The following is a 14,746-nucleotide window of genomic DNA, read 5'->3' as shown; positions in this document are numbered from 1 at the left end:
TTCTCGTTTTTTGGACGACCCAAGACTATTCTTGCCCCGACGCAAGAGCAACATCATGCGGAGGACTTCGGCTCCGGAAATGCCGTCGGATCGGCAAAGCGCCTGACGATGTTGGTCACCAGCAGGGCCGCCACGTTGGCGTAGCCGTCGACCGGCAATGCGCCGATGAAATTCATCGAGCCGACCGAAAAGACCGCGCCGCCATTCGGCGTTTCGAAGAAGGTCAGGTCGGAGCGGATGATCTCCTCGCGCGACGCCGGCCAGGTATGGTCGTAGCGCTCTTCGTTGACGGGCTGATAGGTCGGATCATCAAGCACAGCGCGGCCGATGATGATCGCATGATGCGGCGTGCCGAGGCGCGTATCCGCACGGTCGAGCTCGTGACCGGCCGCGCCTCCGCCCATGAAGCCGCGCTCGCCAAGCCTGGCACCGGGGCTCGCCAGATCCTCGATCCCCTCGCGCATGAACGCGACGCGGGGATCGAGAATGCCGTCGAGGAAGGTGTAGGGGAAACCCTTGTATTCCCCTTGCGTGCTGAAGCCGACGCCGACCAGCGCCTGCGGCGGCCGGCCAAGCCGTCGCCAGAGGCCACCATACGACCCATCGAACGCATGATAGCTCTCGCCGGGCAGCGTTTCCCAGAGTCGGATGCCGCCCTCGGCGCGTCGCAGCTCGAAAGCCCAGGTGCCTGTCGCGTGCGGTACCACTTTCCAGTAGAAGCCGTTGCCGCCGAGATACATGAAGCGGCCGCCATTGCCGATATAGGCACCGAGCGCATCGAGCGTCTCGTGCGTATGATATTCCGGATGCTGGCCGGTCAGGACGACCGAATATTTCGACAGCAGATCGACGCCTTCGGCATGGACGTCGTGATCGGTGATGACTTCGAAGTCGATGCCCTTGCGGGTCAGGAGATCGGTGATGGCGCTGTCGGCGGCGATCCAGTAGAGGCCGGAACCGTCATCGCTGGGATCGACCAGGTGGATCTGGTTGACGCGCTTGTCGATCAGCGGCCGGCGCATGGTCGACATCACCACGCCGCTGCCGTCCGAATGGAAATTGTAGGGCGAGACGCCGTATTCCGGATGACCATCCGGCGCCTGTGCCAGCGCGCCCCAGGCCAGCGAGCGCTCCGTGATCAGAGCCTGCCTGCCCTTCTTCTGATACTGGCTGTAGACGGTGTAACTGAAGGTCGGCGCGAGGAACGCCACCTTGGCCTGCGATCCCGGTATTTTGGCGCGGACATAGAAGACGATGTTGTCGCGCGCGCCGTCCTTTTCGAGGTGCAGCGCATAGACGCCGCTCGTCCAGTCCTCCGGCACGGTGAAGCTCAGCGACGGCTGCCAGCCGGAATCGCCGATATCATCATCGTGGAAATGGATCGCGCCCCAGAGTTTTGGCTCTTCCGTCCAGCGATGCGTCACTCCGCCAGTCCAGCGCGAGCCCGTCATCGCGCGCGTCGGCAAATTGACGCAGGTGCCGTGCGCCTTGGCTGCGCCAATATCCGTCGCTGTGTCAGTCGGAATGCCGATCGAAAAATCCCATTCGGCGATGGCCGGGGGCACCGCCCCAGCGGCTTGCGCGGCGATGACGCCGTCAAGACCGGTGCCGCCATCGGTGATGCGCGGCCGCTCGATCTTGCCATTGAAGTGGTGGACTGCGCCCCGGCTTCCGCGCTCCGCGGCGATTGCCGCCGCGCCCGTGCCGGCCAACGCGGCCTTTGGCGCGCTCAGCGTTTTCGTCGCGCGCTCGTCGCGGTCGAGCCTGATCTTGCGCGGCGCCTGCGCGATCGCCAGCGTTCCGGTCGCGGGATCGAACAGGCAGGCGATATCGTGCCAGGTACGCTCGGTGAGCGCGATACCGGTCTCGACCTCGACGGTGCCCTCACCGGTCACATGCCGGGCGAAAGCACCCCTTTCACCGACGCCGAGCGTCAGCGAGCCGCCGGCGCCCGCAAAATTCAGCACGGCCTGCCTGCCCGCGGCGAGCAAGGTCGGCCAGACGGTCGCAGCGAAGGCGACCGGACCCGCCGGCAAAGTCAGCGCGGATACATCGACCCATGAGCCCTTGGCGATGGTCTGCTCGATCCCGTCGTGCTGGCCTTCGAGATCCCACTTCACCGGAATCTCGCGATAGCCGGGCCCCCTGGGGTTCGGGTCGCCGCAGATGATCCGTGCGATCCGCGCCGAATAGCGGCCGCCGCCTTTGACCGCGATCATGAACTTGATGTCGTCGCCGGGGCGCACGCTCCAGCGGTCCGCATAGCCGGTGATCGGAAGCATCGAAAATCCTTCTTCAGGCGCCGCGCACGTTCCAGAACAACGGCAGGCCCTTGAGCATGCCGGTGAGGCTCTTCTTGTACGCGGTCGGCTGATAGAAGACACCAAGCGGCACATAGGGAACATCGACAAAGCACTGCTTCTGCATCTCGATGCCGATCTTGGTCTGCGCGGCAACATCGGGAGCTGCGAACCAGGAATCCCGGAGCTGCTCCAGCTTCTCGCTCCTGGCCCAGCCGAAGGTCGCCTTGTCGCCGCTGCCGCGGATGAAGTTGTGGGCCGACGGGTTCAGTTGCGTGACGCCGGCGGAATAGGTGCAGAAGGCGCTGTATCCGCCCTTGTCCGGCGTCTCGCGGTTGCCCATGCGGCGCAGCATCGAGCCCCAATCCGTCATGACGTAATCGAGATTGAAGCCGAGCTTGCGGAACAGATCGGCGGCGACCTCGCTCATCTGTCCGATGACGGGGAAATCGCCCGGCGCCATCAACAGTACTTTCTCACCCTTGTAGCCGGCATCCTTGATCGCCTTGGCGGCGGCGGCGATGTCCCGCGGACCATTCAGCGCGTCCATGCCGGCATCGTTCGCCATGGCGCCACCGGGCGCGAAGAAGCCGACCTTGTCGCGCCAGAGGCTGGTATCGTCTCCCGCAACCGCGGACATGAACTCCTTCTGGCTGATGGCGGAGAGCACGGCGCGGCGGATGGCCGGGTTGTCGAAGGGCGGCTGCGTATGGTTGAAGCGCAGCACGCCGACATTGCCGATGGGATCGAGCAGTTCGACATTGAGCGCCTTGTTCGCCTTCAGCTTCTGCAACAAGTCGACGATGGGCTGATCCCACCAGTCGATCTCGCCCTGCTGAAGCGCGGCCGCGGCCGTCGCGGGATCCGGGATGACCTGCCACTCGACCCGGTCGAAATAAGCGACCTTCGGACCTGCAAGGAGGCTCGGCGTCCCCTCGGGACGCGGCACATAGCCGTCGAAACGCGAGTAAACGAGACGCGCGCCGGGCACGTGCTGATCGGCCTGGAATTTGAACGGACCGGAGCCGATCAGCTCCTTGACCGGCGTGACGCTGTCGGTCTGCGCCAGACGCTCCGGCATGATGAAGGCAATGATGGCACCGACCTTGCCGAGCGCCTCCGGCAGCAGCGGAAACGGCGACTTGAGCCGCCAGCGCACGGTCTTGTCGTCAGGCGCGGAGACCTCATCGACCAGATTGAAGAGCGAATTGCCGAACGCATCGCGCGAGGCCCAGCGCTTCAGGCTCGCCACTACGTCGCGCCCGCGCACCGGCTCGCCGTCGTGGAATTTCAAGCCGTCGCGCAAGGTCATCGTCCAGAGCTTGCCGTCGTTCTCGACGGTGTGGCCCGCGACCATCTGCGGCTGAACCTGGAATTTCTCGTCGACGCCGTAGAGGGTATCCCAGATCAGGAAGCCATGATTCCGGTTGACCAGGCCGGTGGTGATCATCGGATCGAGAATGGCCGCATCGGCCTGCGGCACGAAGCGCAGCACGCGCGAGCCCTGCGCGCGGGCCAGCCGCGGCATCGGAAGGGTCGAACCCAGGGCGACGCCGAGACCGGCGCCCAGTGTGGATCGGAGCAGGTCTCGACGACGCATGTTTTTGTCTCCTCAACGGATTACGAAGATGGACGGTTCTCGGCAAGCTTGGCTTCGGCGCCGGACAAGGTCCGCGCGAACAGGTCGAGCGCTTCGTCGACCCCGGCTTCGTCGATGATGAGCGGCGGACAGAACCCGATCGTATCGCCCATTGCGCGGATGATCAGGCCATTCTCGATCGCAAGCGCATCGAACATCGCGCCGACCTTCAACGCCGGATCGAACGCCCGCCGCGTCGCGGGGTCAGCGACCAGCTCGACCCCGATCATCAATCCTTCGCCGCGAACCTGGCCGACGATGCGCGAATCCCGCGCGATCTGCTCCAGCCCGGCACGGAGCCTGCCGCCCATGCGACGGACATGCGGCACGACGTCCATCTCGTGATAGATCTTCAGCGTCTCGAGCGCGATGGCCGCGCCGACCGGATGCCCGGAATTGGTGAAGCCGTGTCCGAACAGCTCGCCGCCCTTGTTCATTTCGGCAAGCGCGTCCCGGATCGGACGTCCGAGCAACACGGCTGACATCGGGAAGTAGGACGAGGTGATGCCTTTGGCGAGCGCCACCATGTCCGGCTTCATGCCGACCGTCTCGCAGCCGAACCAGTTGCCGGTGCGGCCGAAGCCGCAGACCACTTCGTCGCCAAGCACCAGGATGTCGTGACGGCGCAGCACCGCCTCGATCGCAGCGAAATATCCCTTCGGCGGCACGACGATGCCGCCGCCGGCGTTGATCGGCTCGGCGATGAAGGCGGCGATCGTATCGGGTCCCTCGGCCGTGATCAGCGCTTCGAGATCGGCCGCAAGGCGAGCGACGAACGCCGCCTCGCTCTCGCCAGGCCTGGTGCCGCGATAGGCATCCGGGCAATGCGTATGCAGGAAGCCGTCGAGCGGAAGGCCGAATTCGCGGTGCATGCGGGGCAGACCGCACATCGAGGCCGCGACGATCGTCGAGCCATGGAACCCGCGGTCGCGAGCGATGATCTTGCGCTTCCCCGGCTTGCCATGGACCGCGTGATAGACCCAGGCGAGCTTCACCATCGTCTCGGTGGCTTCCGAGCCCGAGGTGGCGAAATAGGCCTGCGCATCCGGGATCGGCGAGATCTCAACCAGCTTCTCGGCGAGGTCGATCGTGTTGTCGGGCGTCTTGTGATTGAAGCTGTGATAGAATCCAAACTTGTCGTAGGCCGCAGCTGCGGCCGCCTTCAGCCGCGCCTCGGAAAAGCCGAGCGAGGTGCACCAGAGCCCGGCCATCGCTTCCAGATAACGCTTGCCGCTTGCGTCATAGACATGGACGCCCTCGCCGCGCGTCATGATCAGCGGTCCGATTTCTGCATGATGCAGAGGATTGGTCTGCGAGTGCAGATGGAACGCGATGTCGCGCGCCTCGGCTGAATTCAGTCTTCGGTCGGACACGCGCGGTTGCTCCGTCTTCCCGCCGGTGATGCAGATCCGGCGTCGGTTCGACCCAAATTGGTCAGGCCAAATTGGTCTGACCAGCTTGGGTTTCGCGCGGCAGCTTGTCAAACTCAAAAAAACAGCTGATGAGCACGAAGATGTTGCACGACCCTCCAACCAAACCTGAACGCAGCTTCGAGATCGTCGCGCGGCGCATTGCTGCAATGATCCAGACGAGTTACCGCATCGGCCAGCGCCTGCCGGCCGAGCGCGATCTCGCGAAGACTTTTGGCGTGTCACGCCCGACGGTGCGCGAGGCCATCCTGTCGCTCGCGATGGCCGGGATGCTGAAGGTCCGCAGCAATAGCGGCGTCTATGTCATCAGTCGTCAGGAGGCGCCTGACGTGCATGTGCTCGAAGGCTTTGGGCCGTTCGAGAATCTGGAAGCGCGTCAGCTCATCGAGCCGCAGATCGCGGCGATCGCGGCGCAGCGCGCCTCGGAGGCCACCTTCGTGCAGCTTGCCGAAGCACTCGCCATGATGCGCTGGGAACACGCGCAGGGACGCGAGGCCGACACGTCGGACCACCGCTTCCACATGGTGCTGGCCGAGGCGACGGGAAACGGAGCACTGGTGTCGATCAGCGACTCCTTGTGGCGTGCGCAAACCGAGTCCGGCATCTGGCAGGAGATTCACAACCACATGCAGATGGAGGATTATCGTCCCATGTGGCTCAGGGATCACGAAGCCATATTCGAAGCCGTTCAAGCGAGGAGCGCTCGCAAGGCGAGCCAGGCGATGACACGTCACCTCAGCAATATCAGGGATGCGCTGATGGTGGCTTCGAAGGCCAAATCGATGGCCACACCGAAATCGTCCGGGAACTCTTCCAAGAAAATTCGATGAGACTTGTCGCGGTCGAGGAAAGGTTCCTCAAACTCTGCGCAGCGAGACCGCAGGAGCAACATCATCGAGTCAAAATGCCGCCGCATTGCTGATCGACCTTGGCACAGTCGATATTCGCCGCGTGGGGACTTGATTGCGGTGAGTACTCGAAGTGGGGTGTTCCGAGTAAAATAATTGGCCGTCGGGTGCGCGAGTAGCGCAACGATGAGTCACGCCCAAGTCTAGGGAGAAAACTGCATGAAGGAAGCCACCAAGGGGGCGGCCTCGGAAGCGCTCGCGCATATGCTGGCGGTGATGGCGATGCTCGTCATCGCCAGCATATTATTCTACGGGCGTTGAGTTAGCTTTACGGGCGTTGCGTTCGCGTTTTCCAGTTTTCGTCATTCCGGGGTGGCCCTCGCACAGGCCAGGCCCAGAATACCCGTTCCAGGCTCGGTCCCTTGGACCGCCCCCGAATGACGAAGCCCACTACGCCTTCTTCGCAAAGAACGGCACGAGCTTACCCGCAAACGGCTTGAAGCCCGCGATCACCTCGTCGCCAATGGCAAGATCATTCTCGCCATGGGCCATCATGCGAAATCCCTCGGCGCAATCGATCAGCAGGATGTTGTAGGGCACGTGCGCCCGCGTCTCGGGCGTGGCGGCGCGGCAGACCAGCGAGGTCGCGTAGACCCTGCCCTTGCCGCCGGCACGCGCTTCGTGCAGGTCTGACGCACCGCAGGCCGCGCAAAAGGCGCGGTGGAAATATTGCACATGGCCGCATGCGCCGCAGGTCTGAAAGGTGATGGCCTCTTCGCCCTTGGTCCAGTCCGCGATTCGCTCGCTCATCGCACCTGCTCCAGAAACATGCTGACATGGGACGACAGCACGCCGCCGTCGCCGTGCAGCAGCGCAATCGAGGCATCGCGAACCTGGCGATTCGCCGCCCGTCCCGTCATCTGCAGATGCGCCTCGACCAGATGCGCCATGGCGCCGCCGACACCGCAATGGCCGTAACTCAGGAGGCCGCCATGGGTGTTGAGCGGCATCGCGCCGTCACGGCCAAAATGGCCTGAGCGCACGCGTGCCGCCGCCTCGCCGCGGCCGGCCAGGCCGAGGTCTTCCAGCAGCATCGCGAGCGTGATGGTAAAACTGTCGTAGATCGCGGCGTAACGCACGTCGGAGATCGCAAGGCCGGAGGCCTCCCTGGCGCGCGCGATGGAGATTTCGGCGCCGAGCTCGCTCAAGCCGGGCGCAGCGGTGACGTGCTGATGGGTATGCGCCTGGGCGCAACCGCGGATGCGCACGCCCGCCTCGCCGGTCCGCTCGCGGCTGATGACGAAGGCCGCGCCGCCGTCAGACACCGGGCAGCAGTCGAGCAGCTTGAGCGGCATCGCCACCGGCTTCGAGGCCATGACGTCGGCGACCGTGATGGGATCGTGGAATTGAGCGCCGGGATGCGCGCAGGCATGCGCGCGCATCAGCACGGCGAATTCGGCGAGGTCCTGTTCGGTGACGCCGTATTCGTGCATGTACCGGGTGGCGACGAGACCGTAATAGGCGGGAATGGTCGGGCCCAGCGGCACCTCGTAGTCGGGATGACCGACCTGCGCCAGCGCCTGGATCGAGGCATCGCGGCTCTGCCCGGTCAGGCGGTTCTCGCCGCCGACAACGAGCACGTTGCGGCAGACGCCGGCGTCAACGAGATGATGGGCGAGCATCGTCATCGCAAGTCCGGTGGCGCCGCCGACCTGCACGGCGTGCGCATAGGACGGGCGGATGCCAAAATGTTCAGCGAACACCGTCGCCAGCATGATGTGCGGCGACACCGTTGAGTAGCCGCAGAGGATGCCATCGATCTCGGCCCGCTTCAGCCCGGCATCGTCGAGCGCGGATTGCGCAGCCTTGCTCATCAGGTCGAGCGAGGACGAGCCTTCGTGCTTGCCGTAGGACGTGAGGCCGACACCGGTGATGAAGCTCATGATGCCCTCCTACTCCGGCGCCAAGCGCGTGACGCCATCGCGAACCATGGCGGCAATGTCGTCGGCGGAGTAGCCGATCTCGCGCAGGATCTCCGCGCCATGCTCGTTGAGGCGTGGGGCGAGCCTGACAGGCTCGGCCTCGGTCTCCGACCAGGTCGCCGTGACCTTCATGCTGCGGATCGGGCCTTCGGTCGGATGGTTGACGACCGGGAAGAAGCCCGTCGCCTCCAGATGCTGGTCGTGCAGGATCGACGCGAGGTCGTGCATCGGCATCACGGGCACGTCGGCCCTGGTCAGCAGCTCGATCCACTCGGCCGTGGTGCGCGTCTCGAAGATGCGCGCGAGCTCGGCATAGACGACGTCGATATTGGCGGCACGGCCGGCGAAGGTTGCGAATTTGGGATCGGCGCGCAGGTCGTCGCGCCCCGTGGCCTTGAAGAAGTTCTCCCACTGCTTGTCGTTGTAGACGATGACGCTGAGATGGCCGTCGGAGGTCTTGTACGGCCTGCGGTCGCGCGAGAGATGCCGGGCATAGCCGCCCTTGTCGAGCGGCGGATCAAAGGTGAGCCCGCCCATGTGGTCGCCCATGACGAATCCGGCCATGGTCTCGAACATCGGGATGTCGACGCGCTGGCCGCGGCCGGTGCGATCGCGATGCACGAGGCTGGCGCAGATCGCGCCGACGGCGGTGAGGCCGACGATGCGGTCGACCAGCGCGTTCGGCACGTAGCGCGGCACGCCGTCGCCGGTCTGCGCCATCAGGGCGGGGAGCGCGGTGGCGCCCTGGATCAGATCGTCATAGGCAGGTTTGGCGGCATAAGGCCCGTCCTGACCGAAGCCGAACACGCCGGCATAGACGAGGCGCGGGTTGATCGCGGAGACGACGTCATAACCAAGCTGAAGCCGCGCCATCGCCTGCGGGCGAACGTTGTAGACGAGAACGTCGGCATCCTTCAGCAGCCGCAGCACGGCATCGCGTCCTGCAGGCTTCTTCAGGTCGAGGCAGATCGAGCGCTTGCTGCGGTTGGTGTTGAGGAACACCGGCCCCATGCCGGCATGCCGCATCGGGCCGATCAGGCGGGTGACGTCGCCGTCGAGCGATTCCACCTTGATCACGTCGGCACCGTAATCGCCGAGCATCTGGGTCGCATAGGGCCCCATCAGCACGGTGGTCATGTCGACGACCTTGATGCCCTTCAGCGGCCCCATTCGTTCGCTCCCGATTGCGCAGGCTATGGATTCCTGTTTTGACGCGTTTTCTTTGTGCGAACCGGTATCCACTTCGCTCGAAAACGCTACAGGCGCGGCCCCGCGATTTCGGTCCAGCTAAAGGCAGCAGCAGCGCACGCGCAAGGGCGGCCGGGGTATGGCCGCATGCGCGGTGCGGCCACTATTTCTTCTGGCGGGATTCGCGGATTTTCATGAGGCGATCGAGCTCGTCGTTCTGCTGGTTGATACGGTCGGCAATGCGCGACTCGTTCTGCTCGCCCGAGGCGGCCGCAGCCTGCTCGATCAGCTGGCGGATATTGTCTTCGAGGATCGCGATGCGATCGTTGAGGGCTTCAATAGAGAGTGAATCTTCGTAGGCATTGCTCATGATAGCTTTCTCTCAAATCAATCAGGAGCCGTAGGGTGGGCAAAGCGTAGCGTGCCCACCATGATCTAACGCAAGGAAATGGTGGGCAAGGGGCTTGCGCGCCATTGCCCACCCTACGGGACTGGCTACTTCAGAGGTTCGAGGACCGAGACGTAGTTGGCGACGGCGGCGCCGCCCATGTTGAAGATGCCGCCGAGCTTGGCGTTCTTGAGCTGCATGCCCTCTGGCGCCTGGCCTGCGAGCTGCATCGCGGTCATCACGTGCATGGAGACGCCGGTGGCGCCGATCGGATGGCCCTTGGCCTTCAGCCCGCCGGACGGATTGACCGGCAGCTTGCCGTCCTTGAGCGTCCAGCCTTCCTTGATGGCGCGGGCGCCCTGCCCCCTCGGCGTCAGGCCCATCGCTTCGTACTCGATCAGCTCGGCGACGGTGAAGCAGTCATGGGTCTCGACGAAGGAGAGATCGCTGAGCGTCACGCCCGCCTGCTCCAGCGCGCGCTGCCAGGCGACCGTGCAGCCCTCGAACTGGAGGATGTCGCGCTTGGACATCGGCAAGAAGTCCTGGGCGTGCGCGGTGGCGCGGAAGCCGATCGACTTGCCCATGCCCTTGGCGGTCTCGGCATCGGCCAGCACCAGCGCGGCCGCGCCGTCGGAGACGAGCGAGCAGTCGGTGCGCTTCAGGGGGCCGGCGACATACGGATTCTTCTCGCTCTCGGCGCGGCAGAAGTCGAAGCCAAAGTCCTTGCGCATCTGGGCGAAGGGATTGGCGACGCCGTTCTTGTGGTTCTTGGCCGCGATCAGCGCCAGCGCATCGGACTGGTCGCCGTATTTCTGGAAGTAGGAGCTGGCGATCTTGCCGAACACGCCGGCGAAGCCGCCGACGGTGTCGCCGTCCTCGGGCAAATAGGACGCCTTGAGCAGGTTCTTGCCGATCTCCGGACCCGGGGTGCGGGTCATCTGCTCGACGCCGACAACCAGCACGATCTTGGCCGCACCTGCGGCAATCGCGCGCAGGCCCTGGTGCACTGCGGCCGATCCGGTCGCGCAGGCATTTTCGACCCGGGTGGCCGGCTTGAAGCGCAGCTTCGGGTCGGCCTGGAGCACCAGCGAGGCGGTAAAATCCTGCGCCGAGAAGCCGGCGTTGAAATGGCCGAGCACGATCTCGTCGACATCGGAGGCCGAAATGCCGGCATCGGCCATCGCCTCGTTGGCGACGCGAGTGACGAGGCTTTCGACGGTTTCGGTGTCGAACTTGCCGAACGGCGTATGCGCCCATCCGACGATGCTGGCGGTCATGGTCTTTTCTCCCTGGCGGTCTCTTGCTGACCCAAGTCTTATCCTGACCTAAGTCTTAGCCCAGGGATGGCAAGACTTCACGCAGGTTTAAGGGCCTGGAGGGTGCGCTGGCAGATGGCAGTTATGCCAGCCCAGTTCCCGGCCTTGATCTCGGCTGTCGGGCACAGCCAGGAACCGCCGACCGCGACGACATTGGGCTCGGCGAGCCAGGTCGCCGCATTGGCCTCACCGACCCCGCCGGTCGGGCAGAACCGAACGTTCGGGAACGGCCCACCGAGCGAGCGCAGCCCCTTGATGCCGCCGGCCTGCTCCGCCGGAAAGAATTTTGCGACGTCGAATCCATGCGACAGCGCCATCATCAGCTCGGACGCCGTGGCGATGCCGGGCGCAAAGGGCAAGGAGCTGTGCGCGGCGGCCTTGAGGAGATCGGGGGTCAGGCCCGGGCTGATGCCGAAGGCGACGCCGATCTTCTCCACACGGGTGAAGTCGGCCGGATTGAGGATGGTGCCGATGCCGACGACCGCGTCGGGGACTTCGGACATGATCGCCCGCGCCGCCTCGATCGCGATGGGGGTGCGCAGGGTCACCTCCAGCGTGCGAACGCCGCCGGCCACGAGGGCTTGCGCCAACGGCACGGCATCCTGAATGCGGTCGATGGTCAGGACGGGAATGACGGTCGCGGCTTTGAACAGCGCGACGAGGTGGTTCTGTTGGGCGGTCGTGGGCATCTCTGGGATCTTTTCGTTTCACTTGGTCGCTTGACGCGTGGTCGCCGGCCGGTGCCGCTTCTTCGGCGGCATGGCATAGCCCGGAATGATGGCGCCGGGATAGCAGATCACGAGGCTGGCGAGGCGATGCCCGGCCTGGGCGGCCTCGACCGGATCGGAACCGCCGAGCCGGGCCGCGATATAGGCCGCGGCAAAGCTGTCCCCGGCCGCCGTGGTGTCAACGACCGGCTTGGTCATTGGTTCGGCGTGGACCTCATAGGTCGCCCCGGGAAAGCGCAGCATGCTGACGGGCTCGGCCAGGCGGAACACCAGCTCGGGCGTCGGGATGCGCGCCATCAGCTGTTCACGGCTTTCGCCGGGATAGAGCGCGAGCAGATCCTCGGTCGAGGTCAGCACAATGTCGGCCGCCGCGAACGCCGCGGCAAACACCTCGCGCGCGACGTCTCGGTCGGGCCAGCCGCGTGCGCGAAAATTCGTGTCGAACACGAAGCGGGTGCCGAGCAGCCGGGCGCGCTTGATCGCCGCGAACAGGCGGTCGCGTCCGGCGGCGTCGTAGATCGAGAGCGTGATCGCCGAGAGATAGACGATGTCGTAGCTCATCAGCGAGTTGAGCAGCTCGTCGGTCTCCGGCAGGCTCATCAGCTGCCGCGCCGCCGCACTGTCGCGCCAGTGAAAGAACTGGCGCTCGCCATTGGCATCGAGCTGGATCATGTAGAGGCCGGGCAGCTTGCCCGGCAGCCGCACCACGCGCCGCGTGCCGACGCCCTCGGCATTCCAGGCCGTGATCATCTCCTCGCTCATGCCGTCGTCGCCGAGCGCGGTGAGATAGTCGACCTTGATCTCGAGCCGCGCCAGATAGACCGCCGTGTTGAGGGTATCGCCGCCGAAGCCGCGCGAGAACAGGCCACCGCCCTGCCCGGCAGACTGGCCGGTGGACTGTCCACCTTGAGCCTGCCGGAGCTCGACCATGCATTCACCGATGCAAGCAACGCTCGCCATCGTCATGTCCACGCTGTTCATCTCCAACGATCAGGCGACGAAATTGCCGCCGAGCTCGTCGTCGATGTGGATGCGGATGATATCGTCGAAGGACTTCTCTTCGGTGGTGAAGCCGAGCTCGCGCGCCCGCTTCGCCTCGAAATTGCGCGGCCAACCACCGACGATGCCGACGATGAACGGATCGAGCTCATGCTTGATGCGCGCGGCGACCTTGTCGCCCGCGACCCGCCTGAGCGCGGCGATCTGCTCGCCGACCGTGGCCGAGAAGCCCGGCATGGTCAGGTTGCGACGCGGACCGACCTTGGCGAGGTCCATGGTGCCGGCATGAAGCAGGAAGCCGACGGCCGAGCGCGGCGTGGCGTGCCAGTGGCGGACGTCCTCGGAGACCGGGAGAACCGCTTCCTTGCCGGCGAGCGGTTCGCGCAGGATATTGGAGAAGAAGCCCGATGCCGCTTTGTTGGGCAGGCCGGGACGGATGCAGATGGTCGGCAGGCGAATGCCGATGCCGTCGAGGAAGCCGCGGCGCGAATAATCCGCCAGCAGCAGCTCGCCGATCGCCTTCTGGGTGCCGTAGCTGAGCAGCGGCGTGTGGAAGAACTCGTCGCCGATCGCATCCGGGAACGGCGCGCCGAACACCGCGATCGAGGACGTGAACACGACGCGGGGCTTGTAGCCGCCGCCGACGAGCCTGACAGCGTCAAGCAGCATCCGCGTGCCGTCGAGATTGATGCGGTAGCCCTTGTCGAAATCGAGCTCGGCCTCGCCCGAGACGATCGCGGCGAGATGGAAGATCACGTCGGGACGGCCGGCGATCAGCTTTTCGGCAGCGCCCGGCACGGCGAAATCGCCCGAGACGGTCTCGACGGGGAAACCGGCCTTCTCCGGCTTCTTGGGCTCGACCACGTCGTGCATGGTCAGCTTGGTGATGTCGCTCTTGCCGAGCCGGCCGTCGCGCAAGAGACGTTCACACAATTTGCGGCCGACCATGCCGGCAGCACCCAGAACCAGAATGTGCAAGAGCCTACTCCTTCTTATTGGCCGGAACGCGCCGCCCTTGATCTACTGACGCGTTCTCAGGCAGGCCCCGCGATCATTCCTTCACGGCGCCGGTCATCGCCGACACATAGTACTCTACGAAGAAGGAATAAAGGATAACTACGGGGACCGAGCCGGTCAGGGCCGCCGCCATCAGGGCGCCCCAATGGTAGACGTCGCCATTGACGAGCTCGGTGATGGCGCCGACCGGAATCGTCTTGTTCTCGGACGAGGAGATGAAGGTCAGCGCGTAGATGAACTCGTTCCAGGACAACGTGAAGGCGAAGATGCCCGCCGAGATCACCCCCGGCAGCGACAGCGGCAGCGTGATCTTGGTCAGGATCTGCAGCCGCGTCGCCCCGTCGATCAGCGCGCATTCCTCAAGCTCGTACGGGATGGTGCGGAAATAGCCCATCAGGAGCCAGGTGCAGAACGGGATCAGGAAGGTTGGATAGGTCAGGATCAGCGCCAGATTGCCGTCGAACAGGCCGAGCTGGAACACGATCGCCGCCAGCGGAATGAACAGGATCGAGGGCGGGACGAGATAGCCGAGGAAGATCGCAAGGCCGACATAGCGCGAGCCCTTGTAGCGGAGGCGCTCGATCGCATAGGCCGCGCAGACGCTGGCGAACAGCGAGATGAAGGTCGAGGACACCGAGACGATGACGGTGTTCCACATCCACAACGGATAGTCCGTGTCGAAGAACAGCTTCTTGATGTGCTCCAGCGTCGGATGCGCAATCAGGAACGGATTGTACTTCTCATAGTCGTACATCTCCGCGTCCGGCTTGAACGTCGTCACCGCCATCCAGTAGAACGGGAACAGCAGGAAGACGATGATCAGGCCGAGCGGAAGGTAGACGCGGAGGAACTTCCGCGGAAAGCTTTCCAGATAGTCCATTCCGACGCTTTGGTCGTCCACGGTGGTCATG

General features: G+C 64.7%; 13 protein-coding genes. 1 reads left to right on the top strand and 12 read right to left on the bottom strand.

The window, feature by feature from the left end:
- Positions 1 to 53 precede the first annotated feature (53 nt).
- From NLM31_RS19140 to NLM31_RS19130, 3 genes are read right to left on the bottom strand one after another with little or no spacing between them, the layout of a single operon-like run.
- A complete protein-coding gene (locus NLM31_RS19140) occupies positions 54 to 2,282 on the bottom strand; it encodes a N,N-dimethylformamidase beta subunit family domain-containing protein (RefSeq protein WP_254193256.1) in 2,229 nt (742 codons plus the stop codon).
- A 13-nt stretch (positions 2,283 to 2,295) separates the two neighbouring features.
- On the bottom strand, positions 2,296 to 3,900 hold the full coding sequence (locus NLM31_RS19135; RefSeq protein WP_254193255.1) for an ABC transporter substrate-binding protein: 1,605 nt from the start codon (positions 3,898 to 3,900) through the stop codon (positions 2,296 to 2,298).
- 20 nt (positions 3,901 to 3,920) lie between these two features.
- A complete protein-coding gene (locus NLM31_RS19130; protein ID WP_254130846.1) occupies positions 3,921 to 5,312 on the bottom strand; it encodes an aspartate aminotransferase family protein in 1,392 nt (463 codons plus the stop codon).
- Positions 5,313 to 5,440: 128 nt separating this feature from the next.
- On the opposite strand from NLM31_RS19130, the gene NLM31_RS19125 reads away from it, so the two are divergent.
- A complete protein-coding gene (locus NLM31_RS19125) occupies positions 5,441 to 6,199 on the top strand; it encodes a FadR/GntR family transcriptional regulator (protein ID WP_254130845.1) in 759 nt (252 codons plus the stop codon).
- Positions 6,200 to 6,667: 468 nt separating this feature from the next.
- Here NLM31_RS19125 and NLM31_RS19120 read toward each other — a convergent pair whose 3' ends face one another.
- The 9 genes from NLM31_RS19120 to NLM31_RS19080 all read right to left on the bottom strand — a co-directional run bounded on the left by NLM31_RS19120 (position 6,668) and on the right by NLM31_RS19080 (position 14,745).
- Positions 6,668 to 7,027, bottom strand: coding sequence for a Zn-ribbon domain-containing OB-fold protein (locus NLM31_RS19120; RefSeq protein ID WP_254193254.1), 360 nt, complete (start codon positions 7,025 to 7,027; stop codon positions 6,668 to 6,670).
- Complete coding sequence (locus tag NLM31_RS19115) at positions 7,024 to 8,160, bottom strand: thiolase family protein (protein WP_254193253.1); 1,137 nt, start codon at positions 8,158 to 8,160, stop codon at positions 7,024 to 7,026. The genes NLM31_RS19120 and NLM31_RS19115 overlap by 4 nt, the downstream gene beginning before the upstream one ends.
- A 9-nt stretch (positions 8,161 to 8,169) precedes the next feature.
- Complete coding sequence (locus tag NLM31_RS19110) at positions 8,170 to 9,369, bottom strand: CaiB/BaiF CoA-transferase family protein (protein ID WP_254193252.1); 1,200 nt, start codon at positions 9,367 to 9,369, stop codon at positions 8,170 to 8,172.
- A 181-nt stretch (positions 9,370 to 9,550) separates the two neighbouring features.
- Entirely contained in the window at positions 9,551 to 9,757 is a 207-nt protein-coding gene (locus NLM31_RS19105; protein ID WP_254130841.1) for a hypothetical protein, read from the bottom strand.
- 125 nt (positions 9,758 to 9,882) lie between these two features.
- Positions 9,883 to 11,052, bottom strand: a complete 1,170-nt coding sequence (locus NLM31_RS19100; protein WP_254193251.1) for an acetyl-CoA acetyltransferase — start codon at positions 11,050 to 11,052, stop codon at positions 9,883 to 9,885.
- A 77-nt stretch (positions 11,053 to 11,129) separates the two neighbouring features.
- Positions 11,130 to 11,780 (bottom strand): bifunctional 4-hydroxy-2-oxoglutarate aldolase/2-dehydro-3-deoxy-phosphogluconate aldolase, encoded by a 651-nt coding sequence (gene eda, locus NLM31_RS19095; RefSeq protein ID WP_254130839.1) that lies wholly within the window; start codon positions 11,778 to 11,780, stop codon positions 11,130 to 11,132.
- 18 nt (positions 11,781 to 11,798) lie between these two features.
- Complete coding sequence (locus tag NLM31_RS19090) at positions 11,799 to 12,779, bottom strand: sugar kinase (protein WP_254193250.1); 981 nt, start codon at positions 12,777 to 12,779, stop codon at positions 11,799 to 11,801.
- 30 nt (positions 12,780 to 12,809) lie between these two features.
- Entirely contained in the window at positions 12,810 to 13,796 is a 987-nt protein-coding gene (gene denD, locus NLM31_RS19085; RefSeq protein WP_254130837.1) for a D-erythronate dehydrogenase, read from the bottom strand.
- A 73-nt stretch (positions 13,797 to 13,869) separates the two neighbouring features.
- Positions 13,870 to 14,745, bottom strand: a complete 876-nt coding sequence (locus tag NLM31_RS19080) for a carbohydrate ABC transporter permease (RefSeq protein WP_254130836.1) — start codon at positions 14,743 to 14,745, stop codon at positions 13,870 to 13,872.
- Position 14,746: the final 1 nt, after the last annotated feature.

The organism is Bradyrhizobium sp. CCGUVB4N (assembly GCF_024199945.1).
Classification (GTDB): Bacteria; Pseudomonadota; Alphaproteobacteria; order Rhizobiales; family Xanthobacteraceae; genus Bradyrhizobium.
This window is presented reverse-complemented; position numbering and strand designations above follow the sequence as displayed.

Bases quoted from the DNA above. Each gene is read 5' to 3' on its own strand.
- NLM31_RS19120 (WP_254193254.1), bottom strand. From the start codon at position 7,027: ATGAGCGAGCGAATCGCGGACTGGACCAAGGGCGAAGAGGCCATCACC.
- eda (WP_254130839.1), bottom strand. From the start codon at position 11,780: ATGCCCACGACCGCCCAACAGAACCACCTCGTCGCGCTGTTCAAAGCC.
- NLM31_RS19105 (WP_254130841.1), bottom strand. From the start codon at position 9,757: ATGAGCAATGCCTACGAAGATTCACTCTCTATTGAAGCCCTCAACGAT.
- NLM31_RS19125 (WP_254130845.1), top strand. From the start codon at position 5,441: ATGAGCACGAAGATGTTGCACGACCCTCCAACCAAACCTGAACGCAGC.
- NLM31_RS19115 (WP_254193253.1), bottom strand. From the start codon at position 8,160: ATGAGCTTCATCACCGGTGTCGGCCTCACGTCCTACGGCAAGCACGAA.
- NLM31_RS19080 (WP_254130836.1), bottom strand. From the start codon at position 14,745: ATGACCACCGTGGACGACCAAAGCGTCGGAATGGACTATCTGGAAAGC.
- NLM31_RS19140 (WP_254193256.1), bottom strand. From the start codon at position 2,282: ATGCTTCCGATCACCGGCTATGCGGACCGCTGGAGCGTGCGCCCCGGC.
- NLM31_RS19100 (WP_254193251.1), bottom strand. From the start codon at position 11,052: ATGACCGCCAGCATCGTCGGATGGGCGCATACGCCGTTCGGCAAGTTC.
- NLM31_RS19135 (WP_254193255.1), bottom strand. From the start codon at position 3,900: ATGCGTCGTCGAGACCTGCTCCGATCCACACTGGGCGCCGGTCTCGGC.
- NLM31_RS19090 (WP_254193250.1), bottom strand. From the start codon at position 12,779: ATGGCGAGCGTTGCTTGCATCGGTGAATGCATGGTCGAGCTCCGGCAG.
- NLM31_RS19110 (WP_254193252.1), bottom strand. From the start codon at position 9,369: ATGGGGCCGCTGAAGGGCATCAAGGTCGTCGACATGACCACCGTGCTG.